At 64.2% G+C, this 25,818-nt stretch carries 25 protein-coding genes and 2 pseudogenes; 13 read left to right on the forward strand and 14 right to left on the reverse strand.

From position 1 onward, the window contains the following. Positions 1-30: 30 nt before the first annotated feature. The 4 genes from tnpB (HAP54_RS02385) to tnpA form a co-directional block, all read right to left on the reverse strand. Positions 31-225 (reverse strand): IS66 family insertion sequence element accessory protein TnpB, encoded by a 195-nt coding sequence (gene tnpB / locus HAP54_RS02385; RefSeq protein ID WP_166293650.1) that lies wholly within the window; start codon positions 223-225, stop codon positions 31-33. Between the two features lie 33 nt (positions 226-258). Beyond that, positions 259-1,485, reverse strand: coding sequence for a group II intron reverse transcriptase/maturase (ltrA, locus tag HAP54_RS02390; RefSeq protein ID WP_166306448.1), 1,227 nt, complete (start codon positions 1,483-1,485; stop codon positions 259-261). Positions 1,486-2,046: 561 nt separating this feature from the next. Then, a complete protein-coding gene (gene tnpB, locus HAP54_RS02395; RefSeq protein ID WP_166294299.1) occupies positions 2,047-2,265 on the reverse strand; it encodes an IS66 family insertion sequence element accessory protein TnpB in 219 nt (72 codons plus the stop codon). Further along, positions 2,262-2,657 (reverse strand): IS66-like element accessory protein TnpA, encoded by a 396-nt coding sequence (tnpA, locus tag HAP54_RS02400; RefSeq protein WP_166202956.1) that lies wholly within the window; start codon positions 2,655-2,657, stop codon positions 2,262-2,264. The genes tnpB (HAP54_RS02395) and tnpA overlap by 4 nt, the downstream gene beginning before the upstream one ends. Before the next feature lie 44 nt (positions 2,658-2,701). Here tnpA and HAP54_RS02405 point away from each other — a divergent pair. From HAP54_RS02405 to HAP54_RS02420, 4 genes and pseudogenes are all read left to right on the forward strand, one after another. Then, a pseudogene (locus tag HAP54_RS02405) lies at positions 2,702-3,443 on the forward strand (IS256 family transposase); the annotation flags it as partial. A gap of 407 nt (positions 3,444-3,850) precedes the next feature. Continuing rightward, positions 3,851-4,282 (forward strand): hypothetical protein, encoded by a 432-nt coding sequence (locus HAP54_RS02410; RefSeq protein ID WP_224741406.1) that lies wholly within the window; start codon positions 3,851-3,853, stop codon positions 4,280-4,282. Between the two features lie 608 nt (positions 4,283-4,890). Then, positions 4,891-5,613 carry an outer membrane protein gene (locus HAP54_RS02415; protein ID WP_166214455.1) on the forward strand — a complete coding sequence of 241 codons (723 nt, stop codon included), beginning with the start codon at positions 4,891-4,893 and terminating at the stop codon, positions 5,611-5,613. 345 nt (positions 5,614-5,958) lie between these two features. After that, a complete protein-coding gene (locus HAP54_RS02420) occupies positions 5,959-7,293 on the forward strand; it encodes an IS1182 family transposase (RefSeq protein WP_166202952.1) in 1,335 nt (444 codons plus the stop codon). Positions 7,294-7,337: 44 nt separating this feature from the next. Here the strand turns inward: HAP54_RS02420 and HAP54_RS02425 are convergent. Beyond that, positions 7,338-7,820 (reverse strand): annotated as a pseudogene (locus tag HAP54_RS02425) (dienelactone hydrolase family protein); the annotation flags it as partial. A gap of 187 nt (positions 7,821-8,007) precedes the next feature. Between HAP54_RS02425 and HAP54_RS02430 the strand changes: the two are divergent. Beyond that, entirely contained in the window at positions 8,008-8,235 is a 228-nt protein-coding gene (locus HAP54_RS02430) for a DUF2093 domain-containing protein (protein ID WP_016848019.1), read from the forward strand. A 14-nt stretch (positions 8,236-8,249) separates the two neighbouring features. Here the strand turns inward: HAP54_RS02430 and lpxK are convergent, their stop codons facing one another. The 6 genes from lpxK to HAP54_RS02460 form a co-directional block, all read right to left on the reverse strand. Further along, positions 8,250-9,260: a tetraacyldisaccharide 4'-kinase gene (gene lpxK, locus HAP54_RS02435; protein ID WP_166298625.1), complete on the reverse strand. Its 1,011-nt coding sequence runs from the start codon at positions 9,258-9,260 to the stop codon at positions 8,250-8,252. Then, entirely contained in the window at positions 9,253-10,587 is a 1,335-nt protein-coding gene (locus HAP54_RS02440) for a 3-deoxy-D-manno-octulosonic acid transferase (RefSeq protein ID WP_166298626.1), read from the reverse strand. The genes lpxK and HAP54_RS02440 overlap by 8 nt, the downstream gene beginning before the upstream one ends. After that, on the reverse strand, positions 10,550-11,263 hold the full coding sequence (locus tag HAP54_RS02445) for a lysophospholipid acyltransferase family protein (RefSeq protein WP_029079220.1): 714 nt from the start codon (positions 11,261-11,263) through the stop codon (positions 10,550-10,552). Before HAP54_RS02445 ends, HAP54_RS02440 begins: the two co-directional genes overlap by 38 nt. Then, positions 11,260-11,508 carry a DUF4170 domain-containing protein gene (locus tag HAP54_RS02450; RefSeq protein WP_166298627.1) on the reverse strand — a complete coding sequence of 83 codons (249 nt, stop codon included), beginning with the start codon at positions 11,506-11,508 and terminating at the stop codon, positions 11,260-11,262. Before HAP54_RS02450 ends, HAP54_RS02445 begins: the two co-directional genes overlap by 4 nt. Before the next feature lie 103 nt (positions 11,509-11,611). Then, positions 11,612-12,421, reverse strand: a complete 810-nt coding sequence (locus HAP54_RS02455; RefSeq protein WP_166298628.1) for a 3'(2'),5'-bisphosphate nucleotidase CysQ — start codon at positions 12,419-12,421, stop codon at positions 11,612-11,614. Beyond that, entirely contained in the window at positions 12,408-13,802 is a 1,395-nt protein-coding gene (locus HAP54_RS02460; RefSeq protein ID WP_166298629.1) for a TldD/PmbA family protein, read from the reverse strand. The genes HAP54_RS02455 and HAP54_RS02460 overlap by 14 nt, the downstream gene beginning before the upstream one ends. 275 nt (positions 13,803-14,077) lie before the next feature. On the opposite strand from HAP54_RS02460, the gene HAP54_RS02465 reads away from it, so the two are divergent. Then, positions 14,078-14,602 (forward strand): DUF6101 family protein, encoded by a 525-nt coding sequence (locus HAP54_RS02465; protein WP_166298630.1) that lies wholly within the window; start codon positions 14,078-14,080, stop codon positions 14,600-14,602. A 329-nt stretch (positions 14,603-14,931) separates the two neighbouring features. Here the strand turns inward: HAP54_RS02465 and ubiA are convergent, their stop codons facing one another. Both ubiA and HAP54_RS02475 read right to left on the reverse strand, forming a co-directional pair. Next, the gene (gene ubiA, locus HAP54_RS02470) at positions 14,932-15,864 is read right to left on the reverse strand and encodes a 4-hydroxybenzoate octaprenyltransferase (RefSeq protein ID WP_166298631.1); all 933 of its coding nucleotides are present in this window, start codon (positions 15,862-15,864) and stop codon (positions 14,932-14,934) included. Positions 15,865-15,889: 25 nt separating this feature from the next. After that, positions 15,890-16,624 (reverse strand): hypothetical protein, encoded by a 735-nt coding sequence (locus HAP54_RS02475; RefSeq protein WP_166298632.1) that lies wholly within the window; start codon positions 16,622-16,624, stop codon positions 15,890-15,892. Positions 16,625-17,130: 506 nt separating this feature from the next. On the opposite strand from HAP54_RS02475, the gene HAP54_RS02480 reads away from it, so the two are divergent. From HAP54_RS02480 to HAP54_RS02505, 6 genes are all read left to right on the forward strand, one after another. Next, positions 17,131-17,883 carry a 16S rRNA (uracil(1498)-N(3))-methyltransferase gene (locus tag HAP54_RS02480; protein ID WP_166298633.1) on the forward strand — a complete coding sequence of 251 codons (753 nt, stop codon included), beginning with the start codon at positions 17,131-17,133 and terminating at the stop codon, positions 17,881-17,883. Positions 17,884-18,234: 351 nt separating this feature from the next. Continuing rightward, positions 18,235-19,401 (forward strand): ATP phosphoribosyltransferase regulatory subunit, encoded by a 1,167-nt coding sequence (locus tag HAP54_RS02485; RefSeq protein WP_166298634.1) that lies wholly within the window; start codon positions 18,235-18,237, stop codon positions 19,399-19,401. Further along, positions 19,398-20,375, forward strand: coding sequence for an ATP phosphoribosyltransferase (gene hisG, locus HAP54_RS02490; RefSeq protein WP_166298635.1), 978 nt, complete (start codon positions 19,398-19,400; stop codon positions 20,373-20,375). The genes HAP54_RS02485 and hisG overlap by 4 nt, the downstream gene beginning before the upstream one ends. Positions 20,376-20,514: 139 nt before the next feature. Next, complete coding sequence (locus tag HAP54_RS02495; RefSeq protein ID WP_166298636.1) at positions 20,515-21,561, forward strand: glycosyltransferase family 2 protein; 1,047 nt, start codon at positions 20,515-20,517, stop codon at positions 21,559-21,561. Continuing rightward, positions 21,558-22,400, forward strand: a complete 843-nt coding sequence (locus HAP54_RS02500; RefSeq protein WP_166298637.1) for a ChbG/HpnK family deacetylase — start codon at positions 21,558-21,560, stop codon at positions 22,398-22,400. Before HAP54_RS02495 ends, HAP54_RS02500 begins: the two co-directional genes overlap by 4 nt. A 187-nt stretch (positions 22,401-22,587) precedes the next feature. Next, complete coding sequence (locus HAP54_RS02505; RefSeq protein ID WP_166298638.1) at positions 22,588-23,472, forward strand: DUF2076 domain-containing protein; 885 nt, start codon at positions 22,588-22,590, stop codon at positions 23,470-23,472. A gap of 164 nt (positions 23,473-23,636) precedes the next feature. On the opposite strand, the gene HAP54_RS02510 is transcribed toward HAP54_RS02505, so the two are convergent. Further along, positions 23,637-24,437, reverse strand: a complete 801-nt coding sequence (locus HAP54_RS02510) for a L,D-transpeptidase (RefSeq protein ID WP_166298639.1) — start codon at positions 24,435-24,437, stop codon at positions 23,637-23,639. Positions 24,438-24,745: 308 nt separating this feature from the next. On the opposite strand from HAP54_RS02510, the gene HAP54_RS02515 reads away from it, so the two are divergent. Then, positions 24,746-25,522 (forward strand): protein phosphatase CheZ, encoded by a 777-nt coding sequence (locus HAP54_RS02515; protein WP_166298640.1) that lies wholly within the window; start codon positions 24,746-24,748, stop codon positions 25,520-25,522. The last annotated feature ends 296 nt before the right edge of the window (positions 25,523-25,818 follow it).

Consider the following 25,818-nt stretch of genomic DNA (forward strand, 5'->3'; position numbering starts at 1 on the left):
ATCGAGCAGCAGATTCAAACCGTAAAACGACTATCCGACCCGCGTCGGACGCTGGGTTTCTTGAGGGTTGCGCCAATCGATCCCGGACAACAGATAGCTCAACTGCGCCGGAGAGATCGTTACCGATTCACCAGCAACCGATGGCCAGATGAACCTGCCTCTCTCGAGTCTTTTGGTGAACAAGCAGGCGCCCTGGCCATGGTGAGTCGGCCCCGGGGGTTGCACCCGGAGCCGCTCTCCGAACCGTACGTGACGCTCTCACGTCATACGGCTCTCAACAAGTAACGAGGCAGAACTCAACATCGCCCAATGAGCGAACAGCTTCGGCCTGCGGCAGCGGATCAATCTGAGCCAGGTGGAGGCTCTGACTTTTCCATTCTTCAGCCCTTTGTATTTGCGTCGCGCCCAGCGGTTAAGAGATTCGTCGACATATCGATACAGGTTGTGCATTTCTGACCGCCCATATCTGCCGTAGTACTGCCTCCATCCACGAAGGACGGGGTTCAGTTCCAAGGCAATTGCGTCGACTTCCGTCTGCGAGCGAAGCCTGAGGCGGAGCTGCCGGATCGTCATACGCATAGACGTCATCGCCGCCCTGCTGACCGCTGGCGAGAACGTACAGAAGTTTTCTTTCTTCTGATGGTTTCTTGCCCTGCGCGGTCGAAAGGTAAATCCCAGAAAGTCAAATGACTGACTGGCATGGCTACCCGGGCGATTGCTGTCTTTGCAGTAGACGATCTTGGTCTTGTCGGGATGCATTTCGAGTTCGCATTCCTTAAACCTTGCTTGCAGCGCCGCCTTGATGGCTTCCGCTTCAGCCTTGGTTCGGCAATGAACGAGCCCGTCGTCCGCGTATCGACACCACGGCGACTGCGGGAAGTTCCGCGCCATCCATGTATCGAACGCATAATGCAAGAACAAATTGGCAAGGACGGGACTGATCACGCCGCCTTGGGGTGTGCCCCGGTCGCGAGCGGTGATCGCTCCGTCTCTGTCTTGCATCGGCGCTGTTAGCCAGCGTTCGATGTAGAGCAGAGCCCATTCGTCTTGCACATGCTTCCTGACGGCCTTCATAAGCAACTTGTGGCTGATATTGTCGAACAGGCCTTTGATGTCGAACTCCAGCACCCAGTCCATCCTCCAGCACCGTTGCCGGGTGACGCCGACGGCGTCCAGCGCGGATTTTCCGGGCCGGTAGCCGTAGGAATCGGGAAGGAAGATTTCCTCGAGTGCTTGTTCAATCTGCAGCTTGACGACCGTTTGCGCCACGCGATCTGCTACTGTCGGCACACCTAGAATGCGTTGCCCGCCGTTCTTCTTGGGAATGGAGACAGCCCGAACGGCAGGTGGAAAGTAGCTGCCAGAAGACATTCGATTCCAGACCTTGTAAAGGTTGCCCTTCAAGTCCTTCTCAAAAGCTTCGAGCGACACCTTATCCACGCCGGCCGAGCCCGCATTGGCTTTGACCAATCGGTAGGCCTTCATCACTGTCTGCTTGTCGATATCGTACTGCTTACGTCCGGTTACACTCACATGTCCTCCTGCTCATCACAGTTGCATATGGGAGCAACCCACTTGTTTCGGCCCCTTCGCTCCAGTCCCATTACAGCACCTTCATCACTACTACGAGCCGATCCGCCCCAGTGTTGTGCTTCGGTACTCTCGTCTCGCGGTGTGCGCCGCTTGAACTTCTCCCTTGGCATCACAACGACTGGTTCCTGCAGTTCTCTACAAGAGCCTGTATCCAGATCGCGTCCCCTAAACGCCGGTCGCCATCCGCGCAGTAATCCAGGCGCCTCACGGATTGATCTCAGGGATGGCACGCGCCCCTGATTTTGGCGACGCCTTAGTAATTTTCGACGCGTCATCGGAAGATTCGCTTTCGCTCGCCTTCTGGATACTTACCTGCCCCGTACACCCGGGACTTTTGCAACACTTGCTCATGACCGCGCCTTTTAAGCGAAGCCACAGTGTCGTGGTTTTGCATCTGCGCCTGAAACGCCGATGCAGGAGGGCCATCCTCCATCTCTCATAAAGCTGTACGCATTAAATTCGGTTATTCACCTCCTTCATGCTCTGCAGCACACCGTGCCAAATGACCTTCAATAGATCACCGCGTTTGCCCCGGAAGCAGAAAAGACCGCCGCCCATGGCGTCGCGCTTGAGCACTTCCTGCACGCGCAGAGCCAGGCTCGGAAAGCCGCACCGCATGTCGGTATGGCCCGTCGCCAGCCACACCCGCACGCCCGTCGGGATCGGGATCATCGGCGCGCCAGGCCCCGAGCAATTCGAACGACCGCCTCGATATCCGCACCGGGGCCGAAGACCACGCGCAGCCCCTGAGGGCTCACGATTTCGATCTGACCTGTCTCGACAGCTTCCGTCGTTGGCGGCGTACTTGCCGCAACTATCGCAGGGACGAATGTCGGGCCGATCGAATCCTCTTCGGCCGGATCATGACAGGTCCAAGCCTTGCGCCAGCTCAGCAGAAGCTGACGTGATATCCCATACCGGCGAGCCGTCGCCGACACCAGTCGTGGCCCCGAGAAGCTCTCCTCTACGATTCTGAGCTTCTCCGCACGCGTCCAGCGTCGCCGCCGACCGGTCTCCACCAAATCCATGCGGCTCAGCACCGCACTGTCCTTATGTCCGTCCATAAGGACAGTCAGCTACAGATCGGAAAAACTCGCAAGACGGCCGCCCTCGGACGGATACCGAGAAGGCGCTCACCGCCGTGGTGCAGGAAGCTTATGTGCAGGGCGTCTGGACCCGCTCGGTGGACGATCTGGTGCAGGCGATGGGAATGAGCGGCATCTCCAAGAGCCAGGTGAGCCGGCTGTGCGGCGAGATCGACGACAAAGTGAAGGCGTTCCTCGTCCGCCCGATCGAGGGCGACTGGCCGTATCTGTGGATCGACGCCACCTACGTGAAGGTGCGCCAGAATGGCCGCATGTGTCGGTCGCGGTGATTGTCGCGGTCGGCGTCAACAGTGACGGCCACCGCGAGGTTCTCGGCATGGACATTGGCCCTTCCGAAGCCGAGACATTCTGGACGGAGTTCTTGCGCAAGCTCGCCCGCTGCGGCCTGCGCGGCGTCAAGCTGGTTGTGTCCGACGCGCACGAGGGCATCAAGGCCGCCATCAGCAAGGTGCTCAACGCCACTTGGCAGCGCTGCCGCGTGCACTTCATGCGCAACGCGTTGGTCGCATGCCGGCAAGAGCGGACGGCGCGTCGTCTCCGCCTTCATCGCCACCGCCTTTGCCCAGGACGATGCCGAGACCGCCCAAGCGCAGTGGGCGGAAGGTCGCCGACCAGCTCCGCCCCAAGCTGCCCGAGCTTGCTGGCTTCCTCGACGAGGCCGAGACCGATGTGCTCGCCTACATGACGTACCCGCCCCAGCATCGAACCAAGCTGCACTCGACCAACCCGATCGAGCGCCTCAACGCGCCACACCACGCCCGTGGACACGATCCGGCGCACTCTGGATCAATTCCGGCCCGATCGGCGCTGGCGTTTTTCATCCTCTTCTAACGTGTTCGGCTTGTACGGGGCTTAGATCCATAATGCGAGCAAGAGAATGCCCCGACACATGTCACAACACCAACAACACTTGTCCGGAATATGCCGGGCTTGATCGGAAGCCGACATCTCAGAAAACGACCACGCTGTTCGCTTGAGATCTGCAAATGGTGGACGACCCCGACCGCCATGGTCGTGTTGTAGCTGCGACTGGCACGAGCGAAGTTTGATCGCCTGAAACAACGCCTTGCACCGTTAGCGGACCTCAAGCGGTACCGCTAGAGACGCTTGTACTGCGTTGTTCGCTTCACTCGCTCCGAGATTAACTCCAATTGATCGACATTACGACGCTCGGTCATCCGAACTTCAACAAGCATCTATATAATGTTCATTATGGCGCCGAGCGTAGCTCGATGCGCGAGCAAGATCGCAACCGATTTGAGCGCTGGCCACATGCTCTCGGTTTCGTTTGGGACAAACTGATTTGTTCTTTGAAGGGCGTTGCAGTGGAGTTTGAGATGGATCACGACTTATCCCAGCAGGTCCAGGCGCCAGAGGCTCTCGTGAGTGTGGCGTTTGATAAAGCGTGGCGCTTTGTCGAGAGTGATCCGATCCTAGCGCACAATCTGAAGTCCGTCCTTCATCGCCGATTGCGCGATTTACTGGCGAGCTCGGTAAGGAACGGCGAACGCAATGCACTCCATCTTGCAAACGAGGCGATACGCAATTTGCGCGCCGAGCTTGCGCATGCGACCACGCAATAGGCTTCCTCGCACATCCACTGGCAAGAGAGATCCGGTTCGCCAGGTTTGCCCCGTCATTCAGCCAAGAATGAACGTCGACGCCGATGGTGACCGATCTGACCTTCCTCCACTCATATCTTTCGCCGCGCTGAAGGCGCCGCAACGCCGCGCGCGTTGTGATCGCACGTGCCTTGCGATCGGGTGTTCCTCGACGGCTTGATAAAGCGCGGCCCGCCTGAGAGCACTCGCCAAGCAGCTCATCACGCACCGGCAGGACTTACGCAGCTCGGCTCTCGCGCTGGTTCTTGACGGGGAGCTTACACCCCATATCACGGCGCACCGCGACGCGAAACCGCAGTCTCAAGGAGCACGCTGCACCATAACGCCTCACGTCTTCCAACGTTGACTGATCCGAATTTCCATTGGCGTATTTTGCGTGTGAGCCCAAGCCAGATTCGGCGCATTTCGCTGACGGGTGCGCGTGACGTCCTTGCACGCTCCACAATCTGACGCTACGTGCGGTTCCGCGCATTTCTCCCGAAGGATTGTTGTCCTGCAGTTACAGCAATCGGCGTCGATGTTGTTAAGACGCACAGCGCCGGGGGGCACCGAAAGGAACGACACTCGAAATGAAGAGTTTTCTGATTCTGACTGCAAGCATTGTCGCGCTCAGTGCAGCGGCACCGGCGCTTGGCGCAGACTTCGCCGTGCAGCCCGTCAATATAAAGGCGCCGCCGATGCCAATCGCGGCCCCGATCACTGACTGGACCGGCTACTATATCGGTATCAATGGCGGCTGGGGGGCTGGCCATAATTGCTGGAATTTCAATGGCGTCACTCCCGAGGGCTGCCATAATTCGACAGGTGGTTCGATCGGCGGCCAGATTGGCTATCGTTGGCAGATCTTCAATATGGTTTACGGCATCGAGGGCCAGGGCAATTGGGCCGACTTCAGCGGCTCCAATGTCAGCACCGCCTTCCCGGCCGACACCCTCCGCACCAAGACGGATGCGTTCGGGTTGCTTGCTGGCCAGATTGGCTACGCATTCAATGCCGTGCTGCTTTACGCCAAGGGCGGTGCCGCCGTGACCAGCAACACCTACCACATCGACTCAGTGGCGACTGGTACGGAGATTGCCAAAAGCAGCAATGTGCGTTGGGGTGGCGCGCTGGGCGCCGGTGTCGAAGTCAGTCTTACGCCGAGCTGGTCCGCCGGCGTCGAGTATGACCATTTGTTCATGCAGGGCACCAATGTAGCCTTCCCAGGTGCCGGCGTGGATCGCGTCCACCAGGACGTCGATCTGATCACAGCGCGGTTCAATTACAAGCTCAGCCCGGTGCTTGGCAAATAATGATCTCTACGCACTAGCGCGGTCAATCGAGAGCCTCGACCTGGGTCGGGGCTCTTTCTTCAGGAGGCGCTCTCTGCAGCGGCCCGGCCGCGGCCGAATTTTTCCTGAATCCCGAGCTCGGTCTCTCGACGGACTGCGCGACGTCACTCAAATGGCAGCTACCATCAAATGGTGTACGCGGCGCCACCAAATTTATGAGCCAGATGCCGGGATGATCACCGGTTTTCGCCGGCTGAGCGCAAGCAGCTCCAGACGACGTAGGCCACTGGCGCGACCACCTTGCCCTAGGAGCTTGTCTGGATAGTCGCTGTTCAAATCTGGTCGGGTCTGATTCAACATTGGGCGATGAGCAAGTATTTTCGGCCTTGGAACATCGATCAGACGCTGCTTCTGCCGCCGAATGTGCAGGACTTCGTGCCGAAAGGCCATGTCTCGCGGTTTATGGTTGATCTGGTGCGGGAGAGCCTCGATCTCAGGGAGATCATGGGCAGCTATGTGAGCGGGCTTGGGCAGCCGCCGTTTGATCCGCGGATGATGGTGGCGCTGCTGCTGCATAGCTATGCGAGTGGGCTGTATTCGTCGCGTCGGATTGCCAAGGCCTGCCGGGAGCGGAACGATTTTGTGATGATCGTGGCGCTGGATGCGCCGGATTTTCGGACGATCAGCGACTTTCGCAAGCGACATTTGAAGGCGCTCGGCGCGCTATTCGTGCAGGTTCTGAAGTTGTGCGAGACGGCCGGGCTGGTCAAGCTCGGTCATGTCGCGCTGGATGGTACGAAGATCAAGGCGAACGCGTCGAAACACAAGGCGATGAGTTATGAGCGCATGAAGAAGCGCGAGGCGGAATTGAAGGCCGAGGTCGCTCGCATGCTGGCGGCCGCCGAGGCGGCGGATGCCTCGGAGGATGAGACTTTCGGCAACAGCGACGAACTGCCGGACTGGACCGTCGACAAGCAGAAACGGCTGGCGAAGATCCAGCAAGCGATGGCGGCGCTGGAAGCGGACGCCAAACTGGCGGCGGAGGAAGAGCGCCGCATCGAGGCCGAAAAGGAACAGCAGCGCCAGGCCGAAGGCCGCAAGAAGCCGGGCAAACCGGCGGCGCTGCCATCGGAGGAACCCAATCCCAAGGCGCAACGCAACTTCACCGATCCGGAAAGCCGCATCATGAAGTCGAAGGATGGCTTCGTTCAGGCCTATAATGCCCAGGCGGCCGTCGATGCACATGCCCAGATCATTGTCGCGCAAGAACTGACCCAGCACGGCAGCGATCAGGGCCAGTTGGTGCCCCTGATCGAGGCCATCGAGAGCAATCTTGGCCGCAAGCCGCGGCAGGCCTCAGCGGATTCCGGCTACTGCAGCGAAGCCAATCTCGAAGCGCTCGACACACGCAGCATCGATGGCTATGTCGCGCCCGGACGCGCCAAGCACCCGACAGTAGCGAACGGAAAAGTCGGCGGCCCGCTGACACAGGCCATGCGAAAGAAGATCGACGATGGCGGCTTCGAAACACCCTACCGATTGCGAAAGCAAGTGGTGGAGCCGGTGTTCGGGCAGATCAAACAGGCAAGAGGCTTCCGCCAGTTCCTGTTGCGGGGCATCGAGAAAGTGCGCGCCGAGTGGACAATGATCTGCACCGTCCATAACCTCCTCAAGCTGTTCAACCTCGCAAACGCAGCCTGAGCCTGCTACTCTACAACAAATGCCCGTCACGAAAACATATCTGGACGGGCTCCTAGCTGCGGCCGCACCGCCCACAGCAAGGCGGCCGCGCCATTGCCCCAGCCGATCAGGCTGATGCGGCTCTTCGCCACCCATTTCTGCTGCACCAGCCACTGCCGCGCCGCATTGATGTCGGCGACCCGCGCACGGCGGGTCTGGACCTGATGCTCCCTGATGCGGCACTGCGGACCAAGCTCGCGCGAGCCGTAGCTGTCCGGCAGCAGCACCGCATGGCCGGAGGTCAGGAGCTGTTCGGCCCAGTCGCGATAGCGCAGTGCGACCTGCTCAGAGTGGCCGGCGAGACCGCCGCAGCCGTGCAGCGCGATCACCGTCGGGAACGGCCCGTCGCCATCGGGCCGGTAGAGCTGCGCATGCAGCGTGACATTGCCTTCGGGAATCTCGACCCGATGCGGGGCCGGAAGCGGCGCTGCGGCCGCGGCCGGCACGGCAAGCATCGCGAGACACATGAAAACTGACTTGAGGCGCATCCGATCCGGCCGGCTCGTCATGGCGCTGCAAACGCGGCGAACCACGCGTGCAACGCTACCATGCGCTTCCGCCGCCAAATCATCACAAGTCGGTGGTTTAACGGGCGGACATGCCCGCCTATCTGTGATAGACGGCTTCATGAACATTTAAGGCTGCCTCGTCAGAGGCAAGGCGGAGAGCTCAATCGTGCTGAACAAGTTCGGTCCCTCGGGCCATGGCGAAGCGCAGGTGCAATATCTTGACGGCGATTTCCGCGTGATCTCGCCCGGCACCTTCGTGCGTTGTGCGATCACCGATGTCCGGATTCCGCTCGACGAGTTGAAGTACTGGAGCGTCGACCTGCAGGAGGCCTACGCCACCCCGACCGCCGTGCTGCAGCGCCACCATCCCGGCGTGCTCAAGCCGCAGGCCTAAGCTCGAGGCCAGGTTCACTTGCGCAGCCTCCTGTCCCGCGCCTTGAACAGCTGATCGGCCACCAGGCGCCGCAGCGCGCCAACGTCGGCGAATTGCAACGTCACCGCGAACGGCACGATCGTCTTCGCCGCATCGGTGCCGCGCAGGCGCGCGAAATCCTTCTCCGTCGTCACCAGCGTCAGGCCATTATCTCGGGCGTCAGCGACGAGCTGATCGATCTCGTCCTTCGTGAAGGCGTGGTGATCGGCGAAAGCCCTGCTGCGCACGACATCGACGCCGCTCGACCGCAGCGAATTGAAGAAGCGCGCGGGATCGCCGATGCCGGCAAAGGCGAGCGCACGCGTGCCGCGCAGCGCCGCCAGCGAAGCCGCGTCCGGCGTCAGATGCGCCGGCAGCACCGGCTTGCCGCGGGAGGCGATCTCGGCCGCGATGTCCTGCGCCGCACGCCCCTCGCCGACCACGATCAGCGCGTCGGTCCGCTCCAGCTGCGGCGGCAGCGGCGCGCGCAACGGTCCGGCCGGAATGACGCGGCCGTTGCCGATGCCGCGCGTGCCGTCGACCACGATCAGGCAGCAATCCTTCGCGACCGACGGGTTCTGGAAGCCGTCATCCATCAGGATCACGCTGGCGTTCTGCGCCCGCGCCAGCGCCAGACCCGCGGCGCGGTCGCGCGACACCACGACCGGCAGGCTCGCCGCCATCATCAGCGGCTCGTCGCCGACATCTGCCGCGGTGTGGCTGTCGGAATCGACCTTGACCGGGCCGGCAAGCCTGCCGCCATAACCGCGGCTGAGCACGACCGGCCGTTCGTCGAGCTCGCGCAGCAGTTTTGCCAGCGCCAGCACGGTCGGCGTCTTGCCGGCGCCGCCGACGTGGTAATTGCCGACGCAAAGCACGGGGATGCCGGCGTCGATGCCGGCGCGCTGCATGCGCCGCGCGGCCACCGCGCCGTACAGCGCGGCAAGCGGTCTCAACAGTTGCGATATCCAGGACGACGGCCGGTGCCAAAAGGCCGGCTCACGCATTGGCGGCTCCCATCTCGAGCCGCAACTGCAACAAATAGGGCTCGAGAGCGGTCACCGTGCGCTCCAGCGCACCACCGAGTTGTTCGACGACGCGTTCGGAGGCACCCAGCGAGGTGTCGCGCGCCGCGGGATCGGCGAGGAACTGGCCAAGCTGCTTGACCAGCGCCTCGCGATCGTCGGCGCGCCGCGCGCCGCCGGCACGATCGAGTGCGTCATAGACGTCGGTGAAATTGAAGACATGCGGGCCGTGCACGATCGCAGCGCCAAGCTTGATCGCCTCGATCGGATTCTGGCCGCCATGGGCGACCAGCGAGCCGCCCATGAACACGATCGGCGCCAGCCGGTAGAACAGGCCGAGCTCGCCCATCGTGTCGGCGACATAGATATCGGTGGTCGCAACCGGCAAGTCTTCGTGCGATCGCAGGCCGGGGCGCAGGCCCGCCTCCGTCACCAGCCGCGCCACCGCCTCGCCGCGCGCGGCATGCCGCGGCACGATCACCGTGAGCAGCCCGGGGAAGAAGCCGGCGAGCGATTTGTGCGCCTCGATCAGGATTTCTTCCTCGCCCGGATGGGTCGATGCGGCAACCACGATCGGACGGCCACGCGTCACCGACATCAGCCGCTCCAGCTTGGCGGGATCGGCCGGCGGCGCCGCGACGTCGAGCTTGAGGTTGCCGGTAACGACGACATTCGGGCTGCCGAGCGCGGCAAAGCGCTCAGCGTCAGTGTTCGACTGCGCAAGGCAGATGTCGAACCGTCCAAGCAACGCCCCGATGGTGTTGGAGACCCGGCGCCAGCGCGGGAACGAGCGCTGCGACATCCGTCCATTGATCAGCACCATCGGCAGCCGCCGCGCCGCGCACGACAGGATCAGGTTCGGCCACAGATCGGACTCGATGAACAGCGCCAGCGACGGATGCCAGTGATCGAGGAAGCGCGTCACATAGCGCGGTGAGTCGTACGGCACATATTGGTGGATCACGTCGGGCGGAAAGCGCTTGGCCACGATCGCGGCCGAGGTCACCGTGCCCGAGGTCAGCAGGATGCGCAAATTGAGCGCGCGCAACCGCTCGATCAGCCCTGCCGCCGCCAGCACCTCGCCGACGCTGGCGCCGTGGATCCACACCAGCGGCCCCTGCGGCCTGACATCGGCGCTCATGCCGCGCCGCTCGCCGACGCGCTCGGGATCTTCCTTGCCGAGCTTGAGCCGCCGCTTGATCAGGGCAGGCGCGAGCGGCACCATCGCGGACGACAGCTTGCGGTACACACGCAACGTCATCGGTAGCGAGCTAGCCAAGCGTTGCCTCCGGCCGCCCGACGGCTGCATAGGCGCGTCGGGTCGCTTCGTTGAGAAGGTTCTCCACGTGCTGCCGAAGCTTCTCCATCGTCGCGGCATCGGCATCGGGCGGCACATAGACCGGCTCAATACCTACCACTGCGCCGCGCCCGAATGGCAAATTGATGGTGGTCGAATCCCAGTTTTTCAACCGGATGAATCGGCTGGTGACCATCGCAAAGGGGATGATCGGCCGGCCGCTCTCCCGCGCCAGCATGATGGCGCCGAGACCCGCCACCCGCGCCCGCTTCGGCACGTCGGCCGTGGTCGCCATGTTGCAGCCGTCTTCCAGCGTCCGAACCATCTCCAGGAAAGCGCCGACGCCGCCCTTGCGATGGAACGCGCCGGAATGGTCGCCGGAACCTCTGATCGTGCCGATCCCGAGCCGCTCCACCGCCAGCGCGTTGAACTCGCCGTCGCGGTGGCGGGAGATCAGCACCTTGGCGCGGTAGCTCTCCTTGGTCTTGATGAACGGCGTCATGAAGTGCTGGCCGTGCCAGAACACGAAGATCGCCGGCATCAAGGGCTCGACGATCCCATACACGTCAGGCGGCTGGTAGCTGAAGCGGTTGGTGTGCCAGACCAGCCGCAGATACTCGGCCGCAAGCACACCCAGCACGCGCTGCACGAAGCCGCTGCGCAGCAGATCGCGAAGTAGTCGTTTCAATGGGAGTGCTTTGTGTCCTGCTCAGGATCGAGCAACCGGTGGAGGTGAACGACGAAATAGCGCATCTGGGCGTTGTCCACGGTCTGCTGCGCCTTCGCCTTCCAGGCCGCATGGGCGGTCGCATAGTTCGGATAGACGCCGACGATCTCGACTTCGTCCAGGTTCTTGAAGGTGTTGTGCTCGAGATCGATCAACTCGCCGCCGATGACGAGGTGGAGCAGCTGCGGCTGGGCATTGTCTGACATGATGGTTTTTCCTAACGAGATGCCCGGCAAAGTCGTGGTCGTCACAAGTCTGTCGTAACGTCTGGTCGTCGCAATCGGAGGAACGGCGCGGATCGGCGGGGTCTCACGGCAATGGACGGTTGCGAAAATGCTCGACAATGCGTGCGTGACGTTCGCGTCCTGCTGCCACCAGCACCCCATGCGTCACCTCCCGGCGATTGTACTCAATCGCTTCCCCCGAGAGCGCGGTCATCTTACCATCCGCTTCCTGCACGATCAAATTCGCGGCGGCAAGATCCCAGTCGCGGCTTTGCCCGCCCGCAAAGGCGGCGTCAAGTCGACCTTGTGCTACACGGCACAACCGCAGCGCCAGCGATCCGATCCGCGGAAACAGCGTGATCTCGTCCGACGTCGGGCTGAGCCGCTGCACCAGCGGCTTCGGTCCGGCCATGCGGGAAAAATCGAATTCGGTGCCTGCGGTTGCATGCACGGCGCTGTCGTTCAGGGTCGCGCCCTGCCCGCGGGCGGCAAAGAAGAATTCCTCGCTCACCGGCGCATACACCGCCGCGAGCACCGGAGCTGCATTTTCAACCAGCGCCACACTGACGCACCAGTCCTCGCGGCCGGCGAGATAGGCGCGGGTGCCGTCGATCGGATCGACGATCCAGGTGAAGCGCTTGCCGAGCCGGGCCGTGTTGTCGGCGCTTTCCTCCGACAGCCAGCCATAGGTGGGCGTCGCCGAACGCAGCTGCTGCTCCAGCAGGTCGTTGACCGCGATGTCGGCCTCGGAGACCGGCGAGGACGCGCCCTTGGTCCAGTTCTTCAATTCGGTGCGGAACAGCGACAGCGCGAGCCGACCGGCTTCCTGCACCGGCCGGGTCAGCAAGACAGCATCGCGCGCCTTGGTCCAGTCGTCCGTATCAGCGTCCGCCAAGCGTCAGGCCCTCGATGCGCAGCGTCGGCGAATTGACGCCGTAGCGGAATTCCAGATCGTTGGCGGCGACCAGCGACTTGAACATCGGCAGCAGATGCCCGGCGATGGTCACTTCGCTGACCGGATAGGTGATCTCGCCGTTCTCGATCCAGAAGCCGGACACGCCGCGGCTGTAATCGCCGGTCACGCCGTTGACGCCGGAACCGATCAGGTCGGTGACGTAGAAGCCCTGCTTGATGTCGGAGATCAGCTCCTTCGGCGTCACCGCACCGGGCTCGAGATGCAGATTATACGTGCCGGGCGACGGCGAGGACGACACGCCGCGATGCGCATGCCCCGTCGTGACCAGGCCGAGCTCGCGCGCGGTCGCCGAGTCCAGCACCCAGGTGGTCAGCACGCCCTCGTCGATCAGCGCCGTTCGCTTCACCTTGACGCCTTCGGCATCGAAGGTCTGCGAGCGCAGGCCGCGTACGCGCAGGGGATCATCGATGATACGGATATTTTTGGAGAACAGCTGCTCGCCGAGCTTGTCCTTCAGGAAGCTGGTCTTGCGCGCGATCGAGGCGCCGTTGATGGAGCCGACCAGATGGCCGACGATCGAGCCGGCAACCCGCGGATCGAACACGACGGGCACCTTGCAGGTCTCGACCTTGCGCGGGTTCGACCGTGCCACCGCGCGCTCGCCGGCCTTGCGGCCGACGGAAGCGGGTGAATCGAGATCGGACCCATGCGGCGCGCTGGTGAAATCATAGTCGCGCTCCATGCCGGTTCCCTCACCGGAAATCGCGGTCGTCGAGATACCATGGCTGGACCGCAGATAGGAGCCGTGAAAGCCGGTCGATGTGACCAGCACCATGCCGCCGATCCCGGTCGAGGCCGACGCACCACCGGACTTGCTGACGCCCTTGACCGCGAGCGCCGCGGCCTCCGCCTCGATGGCGCGCTGCTCGAGCTCGGCCGTGGTCGGGACCTTGCGATCGAGCAGATCGAGATCCGGGAAATCATGGGCGTGGAGCGCAGGATCGGCCAGACCGACATATTTGTCGTCGGGCGCCACGCGCGCCATAGCCACCGCACGCTCCGCAAGCTTTGCGATCCCGTCGCCGCTGATATCGTTGGTCGACACCACCGCCTGGCGCTGACCGACGAACACCCGCAACCCCACGTCGTCACCTTCGGAGCGCTCGGTTTCCTCGACGCGGCCGTCGCGCACCTCGACGCCTTGCGAGACGCCGCGGACCGCGATCGCATCGGCCGCATCTGCGCCGGCGCGCCTCGCGGCCTCGACGAGACGCTGCGCGAGGTCGCTGAGGCCGGATTGGTCGAACAGATCGGAGGAATCGCCGTGTCGCGACGACGATGCAGATGGTGAAGGGTTCACGAACGAATTCCTGCGGATTGAGGGGAGGCCCGGAACGAGGTCGACAGACCCACCAGATGTGCAGGATTCACAGGGATTTCAAGCACTTTGCACCGGCGGGCAACAAAGATTTGAGTGATCGGCGCAACGCTTCGTCAATCATGCGGGCCAACCTCTTGTCAATCATGGCGCCAGGTGAGGATGGGTTAACCAGGCTTTTTAAGCCGAAACGGCCATCGCTCGGCTAGGCTCTCACACATCGACCGGGAACATAATCCCGGCGGGGAGATAAGGCTTTGAGGCGTCAAACACCAACAAGCGGAATCAATTCCGCCGGGTCGAGCTGCGCGTTGCGGCTCGACCCTCTTTCCCTTCCGCTCTCTTTCCACGCGCAGGATGCGCGCGCGGATGGCGGCACGCGGCAGGTCGAGCTTCATCGCGAACATGTCGTGCTGCGCCGTGCCGTTCTCGGCATGCGGATGGCGGTCAATGTTCGCGTCAGCGATTTCCTCGGCGTCGCATTGCGCGGCATCGACGACGCGCAGATGCTGGTGCTGGTTCACCGCGATCCCGCGCTCTCCATTCCGCTCGGCACCAGTTCGGATGCCGAGGAGATCACGTCCGCCTGGCAGATGTGGAGCGACATCTTCCGTCTCCCGCAACTGACCGAGCCGGCGCCGCGCCAGCCGGCGGCGCGCCGCCGTCGCCGCAACGCGATCCGCGCCCGCCGCCCGAAATTCCTGGTCCGCCGCCGCGCCGGCGTTCAGCTCAACGAGGCCAGCGTGCATCGCGACGAGCGCGAGATCATCGCGCGGAATTGAGGTCATTTCACCGCGCTCCACGCCTCTCACCTCTTTCGCCAGGACGACACTTCGTGTGTTGCGCGACCTGAGCCAAACACCCGCATTCTCGCGACATGAACCGTCGGAGCTTTGCTTTTCATTCCGCCCTCTCTCTCGCAGAGGGCGCAGGGAAAGCCGGGTGCCGATCGCACCCATGGGCCCCGAGCAAAAGGTGGAAAGCTCGGGGGTAGGACCACAGGTGTAACCGGAGCAATCCGGCTTTCCCTGCGCGATGGGATGGGCAAGGGGAGAGGGAGCCTGAGAGGCGTGCTCACCTCACGGTCATTCCGGGGCAGTTCGCAGGGCCGTTATGCCGCCCGCATCACCGCATCGACGACGAGGCTTGCGAACAGGATGAAGCCGGCGTCGCGGTTGGACTTGAAGATGCGCAGGCAGAGCGCGGGATCGCTGGTGTCGAGCCGGCGGACCTGCCAGGCGAGATGCAGCGCAAATGCGGCAAGGCCGATCCAGGCCGGCCAGCGTGCGCCCGCGAGCGCGAACGCCGCGCCGATCAGCAGCACGGCGAGACCATAGAAGATCACCAGCGCGCGGTGGGTGCGTGCGCCGAACAGGCGCGCGGTGGATTTGACGCCGATCAGCGCGTCATCCTCGGCGTCCTGGTGGGCGTAGATGGTGTCGTAGGCGATCACCCAGGCGATCGATCCGGCATAGAGCGCAATCGCCGTTGCATCGATGCGTTCGAGCGTCACCGCAAATCCCATCAGCGCGCCGTAGGAGAAGGCGAGGCCGAGCACGACCTGCGGCCACCAGGTGATCCGCTTCATGAACGGGTAGATCGCGACGATCAGAAGCGAAGCGATGCCGGTCATTACCGCAAAGCGGTTGAACTGCAGCAGCACCGCAAGCCCGATCAGCGCCTGCAGCACCATGAAGACGACCGCCTGCGTCACCGTCACCTGCCCGGCCGGGATCGGCCGCGACCGCGTGCGCTCGACCTTGGCGTCGAGATCGCGATCGGTGATGTCGTTCCAGGTGCAGCCCGCGCCGCGCATCACGAAGGCGCCGATGAAGAACAGCAGCACGACGAGCGGCAGCGAGCGGACATCATGCGCGCCGCCAGCGGCGAGCGCAGCCGACCACCAGCACGGCATCAATAGCAGCCAGGAGCCGATCGGCCGGTCGTAGCGCGCAAGCCGCAGATAGGGTCGCGACCAGACCGGCGCATGGGTGTCCACCCAGTTGCCTGTGGAGTCAGCAACGCGGGCGGAGACGTCGCTCATGAGCAGTCGATCATCGGGCGGTCCCTTATCGGGTGAGGACGTTGCCGTTCAGCGTGTCGAAGGTGCTGCCGCCCTTCTTGGTCGGGGTCGCTTCGGGCAGCGAAGCGGACGAACCCAGCACGTCGCTCAGCGACGGCCCAGCGGGGCCGCGCGGCTGCGCCGCCGCCTGCTCTGCGACATTGCAGACCTTCTTCAGCAGCGCTTCCGTGTTCTTGTGGCCGTCCTTGAGCTGGTTGGCGATCTGCGGCGGAATTCCGCACTTGGCCGCGTTGGTATCGACATATTTGATCATCTTGACCTCGGCCTGGCTGTAATTGCCGATCAGCTTGCAGGCCTCCTGCGGGCTGGCGTGGCGATCGCTCGCGGCCTTGATCGCCTTGCCGCGCTTCTCAGCTTCCTCACGCAGCGGCACGAAATTCTTCATGCAGGCCTCGCTGGCGCCACCCGCCTCGCTCGGCGGAGGCGGCGGCGAGGACAACCCGCCACCGGCTATGGGCGCCGCACCATTGCTCGGGAACGCCGACGGCGCCGCGCCGACCCTGGCTGCCGGCGCGCCATTAACCGGCGGGAATGCGGAATCCGAGGCGGTTCCGGCCTGGCTTGGACGCATACCATTGACCGGCGGAAACGCCGGATCGGACGCGGTGCCAGCCTTGCCGGCCTGATTGGGCAGCGGAGCCGGAAAGGCGCTCTGGGCAGCGGCCTGCCCCACAGACAGGGCGGTCGCGGCAACGGTCAGCACGATCAGGCGGCGGATCATCGAGGGTGTCTCTCCGGCAAAAGGTCCAGGCAACCCCAGCGCAACAAAAACGAAGCAACGAATTTGGGGGCGTTTTACGATTCCTGTGGCGCCTTAACAACCCGTCGATTTGGGCGACAGCGCGGCGTAGGGCCACGCCGGCCACATTAAATTGTTCCTCGTTTATAAGCCTTTAGGCTACGAACGGCGGTAAAACCGGACCATCAAATATACCTGATCCCGATTTGGTCATGCCACAGTCTGGATTTGCGACCCCACGCCGCGCAGAGGTGACTGAAAAGCAAAAGGGGCCGCGTGCAAGCGACCCCTTGGGCTTAGGAACTTTGGACTTAAGAACTTAACCAATGACTTGGTAACAGAAGCAATACATCGACAGGTCCTTACTACGCTGGCCGGCGAGTTCCTGACGAGTCCGCGGGACTACGGTATTGCTCAGCTTGGTAAATTTGCCACGAAGCAATAAGGCCGCCTTGCCTTTTGGGCTAAAGCGCGGTCCGGAATAGGACATGCCTGAACTCGATTTTCGCAGCCCCCGCCTGTTTGTCGATGCGCCGCTTGGCGCCGGCGCGACCGTCGCGCTCGAACGCGACCAGAGCAACTATCTCGGCAATGTGCTGCGGCTTGGCGCCGGCGACAGCGTGCTGGTGTTCAACGGCCACGACGGCGAATGGCGCGCCGAGATTGGTGGCCGCAAGCGCCCCGACACGCTCTCGATCGCGGCGCAGACCCGCGCGCAGGACCGCCTGCCCGACGTCGCTTACGTGTTCGCGCCGCTGAAGCATGCGCGGCTCGACTACATGGTGCAGAAGGCGGTCGAGATGGGCGCCGCGCGGCTGGTGCCGGTGCTGACCCGCTTCACCCAGGTGTCGCGAGTCAATAGCGAGCGGATGCGCGCCAATGTGGTCGAGGCCGCCGAGCAGTGCGGGATCATCTCGCTCGCCGAGGTCGCCGATCCGCTCCCGCTGGAACGTTTCCTCACGGGGCGCGACCAGGCGCGCCTGCTGGTGTTCTGCGACGAGGCCGCCGAGGTCGCGAACCCGGTGCAGGCGCTGCAGGCGGCAACGGCCACGAAGGCCGGGATCGATGTCCTGATCGGCCCGGAAGGCGGCTTTGCCGAGGAGGAGCGCGCCCTGCTGCTGCGCCAGCCCAACATCCTCCGCCTCGCGCTCGGTCCGCGCATCCTGCGCGCCGACACCGCTGCCGTCGCCGCACTGGCCCTGGTGCAGGCGGCGCTGGGGGATTGGGGGGCGAACTCGTAGCCAAGAAGGGACTGCGCCCCCTATCCCGCTTGCGGGGGAGGGTTGGGGTGGGGGTCTCGCCGCAACGAGATTCTTTGAGTGGAGAGAGCCCCCACCCGGATTGCATCTCCGATGCAATCCGACCTCCCCCGCAAGCGGGAGAGGTGGACCGCCCGTGCCGCAGCGCGTAGCCAGGATGAAGGAAAACATCTTTCCCTAGCCAAGCCGTCGCAAAATCGTTAACGAACCCAATCATTAAGCCACTTGGCCGATCCCTGTCGAAAGCCCGGGCCGACCATGCTAAGGGCTCCGCCAACACCACCCATGGAACCCGCTCTGGAACCGCGATTTCGGGGCGAATTGGACGTCGAGATGACCGAAGCTGCCGCACCACGATCCGCCGCCGGATCCGCCGACTGGGCGGATGCGTTGCTGGCCTCGTTTGGGCAGGCCGGCTATGTCAGGTCCGAGCCCGCGATCCTGCAGCCGGCCGAGCCGTTCCTCGACCTCTCCGGCGAGGACATCCGCAAGAGCCTGTATCTGACGACCGACCCGAGCGGCGAGGAGCTCTGCCTGCGCCCGGACCTCACGATCCCGGTGGCGCGCGACTACCTCGCCTCCAACAGGGCCGGCCAGCCGGCCGGCTTCAGCTATCTCGGGCCGGTGTTCCGCTATCGCGGCGGCCAGCCCAGCCAGTTCCTGCAGGCCGGCATCGAATCGTTCGGGCGGCAGGACCGCGCCGCAGCCGATGCCGAGATGCTGGCGCTGGCACTGGAGGCGACCACGGCGTTTGGCTTGAGCGATGTCGAAATCCGCACCGGCGACGTCGCGCTGTTCAATGCGTTGATTGATGCGCTCGAGCTCTACCCGGTCTGGCGGCGCCGGCTGATCAAGGATTTCAACCGCAAGGTTTCGCTGACCGACGACATCGAGCAGCTGACCCTCGCGACCGCGCCGGGCCGCAACGAATATGAGGGTGTGCTCGCCGCACTGGCCGGCTCCGACCGCAAGGCGGCGCTGGCGCTGGTCACCGATCTGATGTCGATCGCCGGCACCACCAATGTCGGCGGGCGCACAGTGGCCGAGATCGCCGATCGCTTCCTCGAGCAATCGACGCTGAAGGCCGGCGCGCTGCCGCGCGACGCGGTCGCCATCATCAAGCGCTTCCTTGCGATATCGGGCGACCCCGACGACGCAGTCGCGCAACTGCGCGCGCTGGCCGACAACGCGAAGCTCAACCTTGCCGCCGCGATCGACCAGTTCGAGAGCCGGGTCGGCTTCATGGCGGCGCGCGGCATCGACACCAGGAAGACGCGGTTCTCGACCGCGTTCGGCCGCGGCCTCGACTACTACACCGGCTTTGAGTTCGAGCTGCACGCCAAGGGCAACGGCGCCGAGCCGCTGGTCGCGGGCGGCCGCTACGATGGGCTGATGACGCAGCTCGGCTCGGCGAGCCCGATCCCGGCGGTCGGCTTCTCGGTCTGGATCGAGGCGATGACCCGGCATGGCAAGGCCGCCGGCCGCGGAGGCGCCCCATGAGCACGCCGTTCGTCGTCGCCGTCCCGTCCAAGGGACGCCTGCAGGAAAACGCGGAAGGCTTCTTCGCCCGCGCCGGGCTGACGCTGTCGAAGGCCGGCGGCGCGCGCGACTATCGCGGCACCATCTCAGGCGTCGACAATGTCGAGATCGCCTATCTCTCGGCGAGCGAGATCGCGGCCAATCTGGCGCGCGGTTCCGTGCATCTGGGTGTCACCGGCGAGGATCTGGTGCGCGAGAGCATTCCGGATGCCGACAAGCGCGTGCTGATGATCGAGGGCCTCGGCTTCGGTTATGCCAATGTCGTGGTCGCCGTGCCGCAGGCCTGGATCGACGTCCGCACCATGGCCGACCTCGACGACGTCGCCTCCGGTTTCCGCGAGCAGCACAATCACCGCATGCGGGTGGCGACCAAATACATCAATCTGACGCGCGGCTTTTTCGCCAAGCACGGCGTCGGCGACTACCGTATCGTCGAGAGCGCCGGCGCTACCGAAGGCGCGCCCGCGGCCGGCACCGCGGAATTGATCGTCGACATCACCACGACCGGAGCGACGCTCGCCGCCAACGGGCTCAAGGTGCTCGACGACGGCGTCATGCTGCGCAGCCAGGCCAATCTGGTGGCGTCGCGGGATGCCGACTGGTCGACCGGCGCCCGCGAGACCGCGCGCGTCATCCTCGACCACATCGCCGCGCGCGCCCGTGCCAGCAAGTATCGCGAGGTCCGCACCCGCTTTGCCGGCTGCAACGATGCGCTGCTCTCCGAGGCGCATCACCGTTTCGGCGTGGTCGCCCCGTTCGGGGGGCCGACCTCGTCGGGCATGCTTACGCTGCACTGCCCACCGGGCAAGCTCTACGCGCTCGGCAGCTTCCTTCGCGACCACGGCGCGGAAACCGTGTCGGTGGTGTCGCTGGACTATGTGTTCGACCGCGAGAACCCGCTGTTCGCCAGGCTCGAGGCGTTCCTGCGACAATGAGCCGGCAAGGCCGTTCATCTTGGCGACAGCTGCCCCGCGGTACCATATTCTGTTCAAGCTCTCTTGTTTGACGTGTTTTCCTCACGCGAGCCGGATGTCCGCTTCGCTCGAAAACGCGCTTAGTTCTGGAACCTGACCGATGATGCTGGGCTCTGACGTTTCCAGCCTGACCACAACCGCCAAGACCGCCGCCGCGCAGGGTCTGTCCATCGTCGTGCCCGTCTACAACGAGGCCGCCGGGCTTGCGGCGCTGCACCAGCGGCTGATCGATCTCGCCAAGTCGCTGCGCGCCCGCTACGGGCTTCCTTGCGAAGTGGTCTATGTCGACGACGGCAGCGCCGACAGCACGCTCGCCATCGCCCGCGGCCTGCCCGCCGATGGGCTGGACCTGCAGGTGGTGTCGCTGTCGCGCAATTTCGGCAAGGAGGCGGCGCTGATGGCCGGCCTCGACCACGCCCGCCGCGGCGCGGTGCTGTTCATGGACGGTGACGGCCAGCATCCGCCCACGCTGGTGGAGCAGCTGGTCGCGCACTGGATCGATGACGGCTACGACGTGGTCTACACGGCGAAGGCGCATCGCGACAATGAATCGGCGTTCCGGCGGCTGGCCGGGCGCGGCTTCTACGCGCTGATCAACTGGGGCGCGCGGCAGAAGATCCCGGAGGATGCCGGCGACTTCCGCCTGCTGTCGCCGCGCGCGGCCGCAGCGCTGCGGCAATTGCCGGAGCGCAACCGCTTCTTCAAGGGGCTCGCCAGCTGGATCGGCTTCAGGCAGATCCGCGTCGACTACGAGCCGGCGCCGCGCGCGCATGGCGTCACCACCTTCAATGCCGGCCGGCTGATCGGCCTGTCGATCGAAGGCCTGACCTCGTTCTCGGTGGCGCCGCTGCGCTTCGCCAGCCTGCTCGGCGCGCTGCTCGCGGGCGCGGCCTTCCTGTTCGGTCTCTCGATCCTCTGGGAAGTGTTGACCACCGGCAAGCAGGTCCCCGGCTATCCCTCGCTGATGATCGGCGTGATGACGATCGGCGGCGTGCAGCTGATCATGATCGGCATCGTCGGCGAATATATCGGCAAGATCCTCTCCGAATTGAAGGCGCGGCCGATCTACTTCGTCGCCGAGCACACCGAAAAGCACGCCGACGGCGGGGCGGCGCAAAGCGCCGCCGAGCGGACCGCCGCCGAATGAGCGATGCCGCTGCGCCACGCCGGATCTGGCTGTGTGCTGACGATTACGGCCTGAGTGACGGCGTCAACCGCGCCATCCGGGACCTGATCGAGCGCGGCCGCCTCAACGCGACCTCGGTGATGACGGTGACGCCGGCGATCGGCCGCGAGGCTGCGGCGGCGCTGCAGGCTTCGGTCGCGAACAGCCCGCGCTGCGCGATCGGGCTGCATGTGACGCTGACCGCGCCGTTCCGGCCGCTGACGATGCATTTCCGCCCGCTCGACGGCGACATGTTCCTGCCGTTCGCAAAACTGTTGCGCGCCGGGCTGATGCGGCGGCTCGACGCCGAGCTCGTGCATGCCGAGGTGCTGGCGCAGCTCGATGCCTTCCACGATTTGTTCGGCCGCGCCCCCGATTTCGTCGACGGCCATCAGCATGCGCAGCTGTTCCCGCAGGCGCGCGACGGCTTCCTGCGCGCGGTGAAGGAGCGCGCGCCGCAGGCCTGGGTGCGGCAGTGCGGACGCGACGGTCCCCTGGCACGGCTGGTCGGGCCGAAGGCTCTGGTGCTGAACGTGCTCAGCACGCAATTCCGGGCGAAAGCGACCCGCGCCGGCCTGACGTTCAATCCGGCCTTCGCCGGCGCCTATGACTTCATGCGCGAGCATGATTTCGCGGCGCTGATGCGCGGCTTTCTGGACGGCATGCCCGACGGCGGCCTCGTGATGTGCCATCCCGGTTTCGTCGATGACACGCTGAAAAGCCTCGACCCCCTGACGACGCAGCGCGAGACCGAACATGCCTATCTGGCAGGCGACGATTTCCCGGCCCTGCTCGCCCTGAATAAAGTTACACTGGCCTGACCCTTGTTTTGACGCGTTTCCTTCGCACGAATTGGTACCCACTTCGCTCGAAACCGCTTTAGGTTCACGAAAAGCCGCCGGTCGTATTGTCGCATACATAAATTTAATTGGGCCCCCCACTCCTTGCGCCACAAAGCCCGTCCTACATCTCGGGCGCGGCGATTCGATCGACGCGATGGAGAACGCCATGACACCGCAAGAACGCCAACTGATCGACGATCTCTTCGACCGGCTCGCCAAGCTGGAGAATGCCCCGCGCGACGGCGAGGCCATGTCCGCGATCGTGCAGGGCCTGCGCAGCGCGCCGAATGCGGTCTACGCGCTGGTGCAGACCGCATTGGTGCAGGACGAGGCGTTGAAGCGCGCCCATGATCGCATCCAGGAGCTCGAGGCCGCGGTCGGCCAGCAGCAGGGTGCACAGCAGCAAGGCGGCGGCTTCCTCGATTCGATGCGCGACGCGATCTTCGGACAGGGCCAGCCGCACGGCTCGGTGCCCCCGGTCCGCGCCCCCGATATCGGCGGCAGCCGCCCGGTCTGGAACTCGGGCCAGGCGACGCAGCAGGCGGGCGGCTACGGCCAGAACTACGGCCAGCCGCCGCAGCAATACGGCCAGGGCCAATACGGCCAGCCTTACGGCGGCCCGCAGCCCCCGGCCTTCGGCGGCGGCACTCCCGGTAGCGGCGGCGGCTCGTTCCTCGGCACGGCGGCTGCAGCCGCGGCCGGTGTGGTCGGCGGCGGGCTGCTGCTCTCCAGCATCCGCGGCATGATGGGTGGCGGCAGCCATCAGTCGCTGGCCGATGCCGGCGGCCTGGGCAGCGGTTCGCGTCCCTGGGGCGGCGACCAGTCGTCGAGCGACCTCGCACGTGACGCCGGGATCAACGACGTCGGTTCATCCGGCCGCGGCAACGACAATTCCAGCTCGCGCTCAGGCCTGTTCGACCAGGCCTCGAACAACAGCAACAACAGCAACGACGACAACTACAACACCGACCACGATTCCGACGGCTTCGACAATGATGACGATGATGACGGCGGATTCGACGGCGGAAGCGATGACAGCAACTACGCGTAAGCGCGTGCGCGTCGTCTAAACGCAAACGGCCGCTCTCATCGAGCGGCCGTTTTATTTTGATCAATCCGTAGCCCGGATGCAGCGAAGCGAAATCCGGGGAAATCTCTCAGCTTGCACAACTGTCCCGGATTACGCTGTGCTGCATCCGGGCTACGCAGACAATCTCACATCACGACGACCTTGGCGCCGACATTGACGCGGCCGTAGAGGTCGATGACGTCCTCGTTGCGCATCCGGATGCAGCCCGACGACACGTTGGTGCCGATGGTCCAGGGCTCGTTGGAGCCGTGAATGCGGTACAGCGAGGAGCCGAGATACATCGCGCGTGCGCCGAGCGGATTCTCCGGCCCGCCCTCCATGTGCCGTGGTAGATCGGGGCGGCGCGCCAGCATTTCCGGCGGCGGCGTCCAGGCCGGCCACTCCTTCTTGGCCGAGATCGTCTTGACGCCGGCCCAGGTGAAGCCGGGCCGGCCGACGCCGATGCCGTAGCGCATCGCACGGCCATCGCCCTGCACCAGATAGAGGAACTTGTTCGGCGTATCGACCACGATGGTGCCGACGCCTTCCTTGCCGTGATAGTCGACCAGCTGTTTTTCATATCGCGGATCGAACGGACGCTGCGCCGGATCGCCCGCGGCCTCTTCCTGCTGGCGGATCATCTGCTGCTGCGGATCCATCGGCGGCAGGCGGTTGCCGTAATAGCCCGGCTGCTGCTGATACATCTGCGGCGAATATCCCTGCGACGACGGAGCATCGCCGAACAGGAATTCGATGAAGCCGCCGCCCATGCTGGAGCGCTGCGGCTGCACATAGGCGGTGCGCATCGGCGGCTGCGGCGCGCCCTGGTTGGCGTAGATCACGGTGGGCTCGGCGGGCGACACCGCGTCGATCGCCATGGCGTGATGAGGGACGGCAATAAGAGAAGAGGCGCCGGCAAGCAGCGCAAGCGTGGTTTTCCTGAACATCGACGTACTCTGTACTGGTTTCGTCGTGAGGTGATGCGCGAGGGCGCGACGAGCGCCGTTGCACGTGGTCAATAAGCAATGAAAACCGCATCGGCTTGGTAAACGGATCGGCGGTTTCGATTCACCATCCCGGCAATAGCGCGCGGTTTTGCCGGGTAGCGTTTATTTTGCGTGAACGCCGCGGCAACATGGTTAATCGCCGGTAGCGCTGGCCGCCGCGCGCCGTGCGCGCAAATTGTTCCGCGTGAACCTGACGTTAAATCACCTCTCGCTAGAACGGACCTCAGTGAAGGGGCGGGAATCAAATCATGTCAGTGAAGCGCAAGCGTTTTCGTGTCGAGCAGGCGATGGGCGAAGTGGTGATGGCGGAGCCGGAGGCCATCGGCGGCGCCGATCTTGGTCCGATGCATCGCGAGATCATGGCCGAGCTTCGCTCGATCCGCGCCCAGATGGCCGCAGCACCGGCGCAGCGCACCGCCGACAGCGTCGATTCCATCGTGGCCCGCGAGGTCGCCGAGACGCATAAGATGCTCGAGACCTATCGCGCCCAGGTCGAACAGTGCGAGAAGCTCAAGGTCGAGCTCGACCTGATCCACGACGCGATCAGCCGCACCAAGCGCGAGATCGCCGTGCTGCACGGCAAGAGCTTCAACGGCGAGGAGATGGCCAAGGTCAATGGCGAGCTCGGCGCCGTGGTCGGCGGCACCGAACAGGCCACCCAGCAGATCCTCGAGGCTGTCGAGGCGATCGACCAGGCCGCGTCGGCGCTCGCCAACAACGTCACCCCCGACCAGCAGAGGCGGCTCAGCGAGGATATCCAGGAACGCGTGGTCTCGATCTTCGAGGCCTGCAACTTCCAGGACCTCACCGGCCAGCGCATCAACAAGGTGATGCAGACGATGAAGTTCATCGAGCAGCACATCAACGAGATGATGAACATTTGGGGCGGAGTCGACGCCATCAAGACGCACGTCCCGCCTGTTGTCGACACTCGCGAGGGCGACGCCCGCCTGCTCAACGGCCCGAAGCTCGACGGCGACGCCGGCCACGCCTCGCAGGACGACATCGACGCGATGTTCAACTGAGATTTGTCGGATCCGAATAAAAAACGCCGGCCTTCGGGCCGGCGTTTTTTATTCGGGCTGGCGGCGACCCTTCTTCCCTTCTCCCCTTGTGGGAGAAGGTGGCATAGGTGGCCTTCCGGCCGCCGTCTCGTAGAACGCCGATGCTTCGCATCGGCTATGGCGCCGGATGAGGGGTCTGTCTCCACGAGTTCAAATGACAGAGTTGGATTCGCGGAGAGAGACCCCTCACCCGGATTGCATCTGGCGATGCAATCCGGCCTCTCCCACAAGGGGAGAGGCGGACTGCCGATGTGGCG

The organism is Bradyrhizobium sp. 2S1, from assembly GCF_011516625.5.
GTDB lineage: Bacteria > Pseudomonadota > Alphaproteobacteria > Rhizobiales > Xanthobacteraceae > Bradyrhizobium > Bradyrhizobium septentrionale.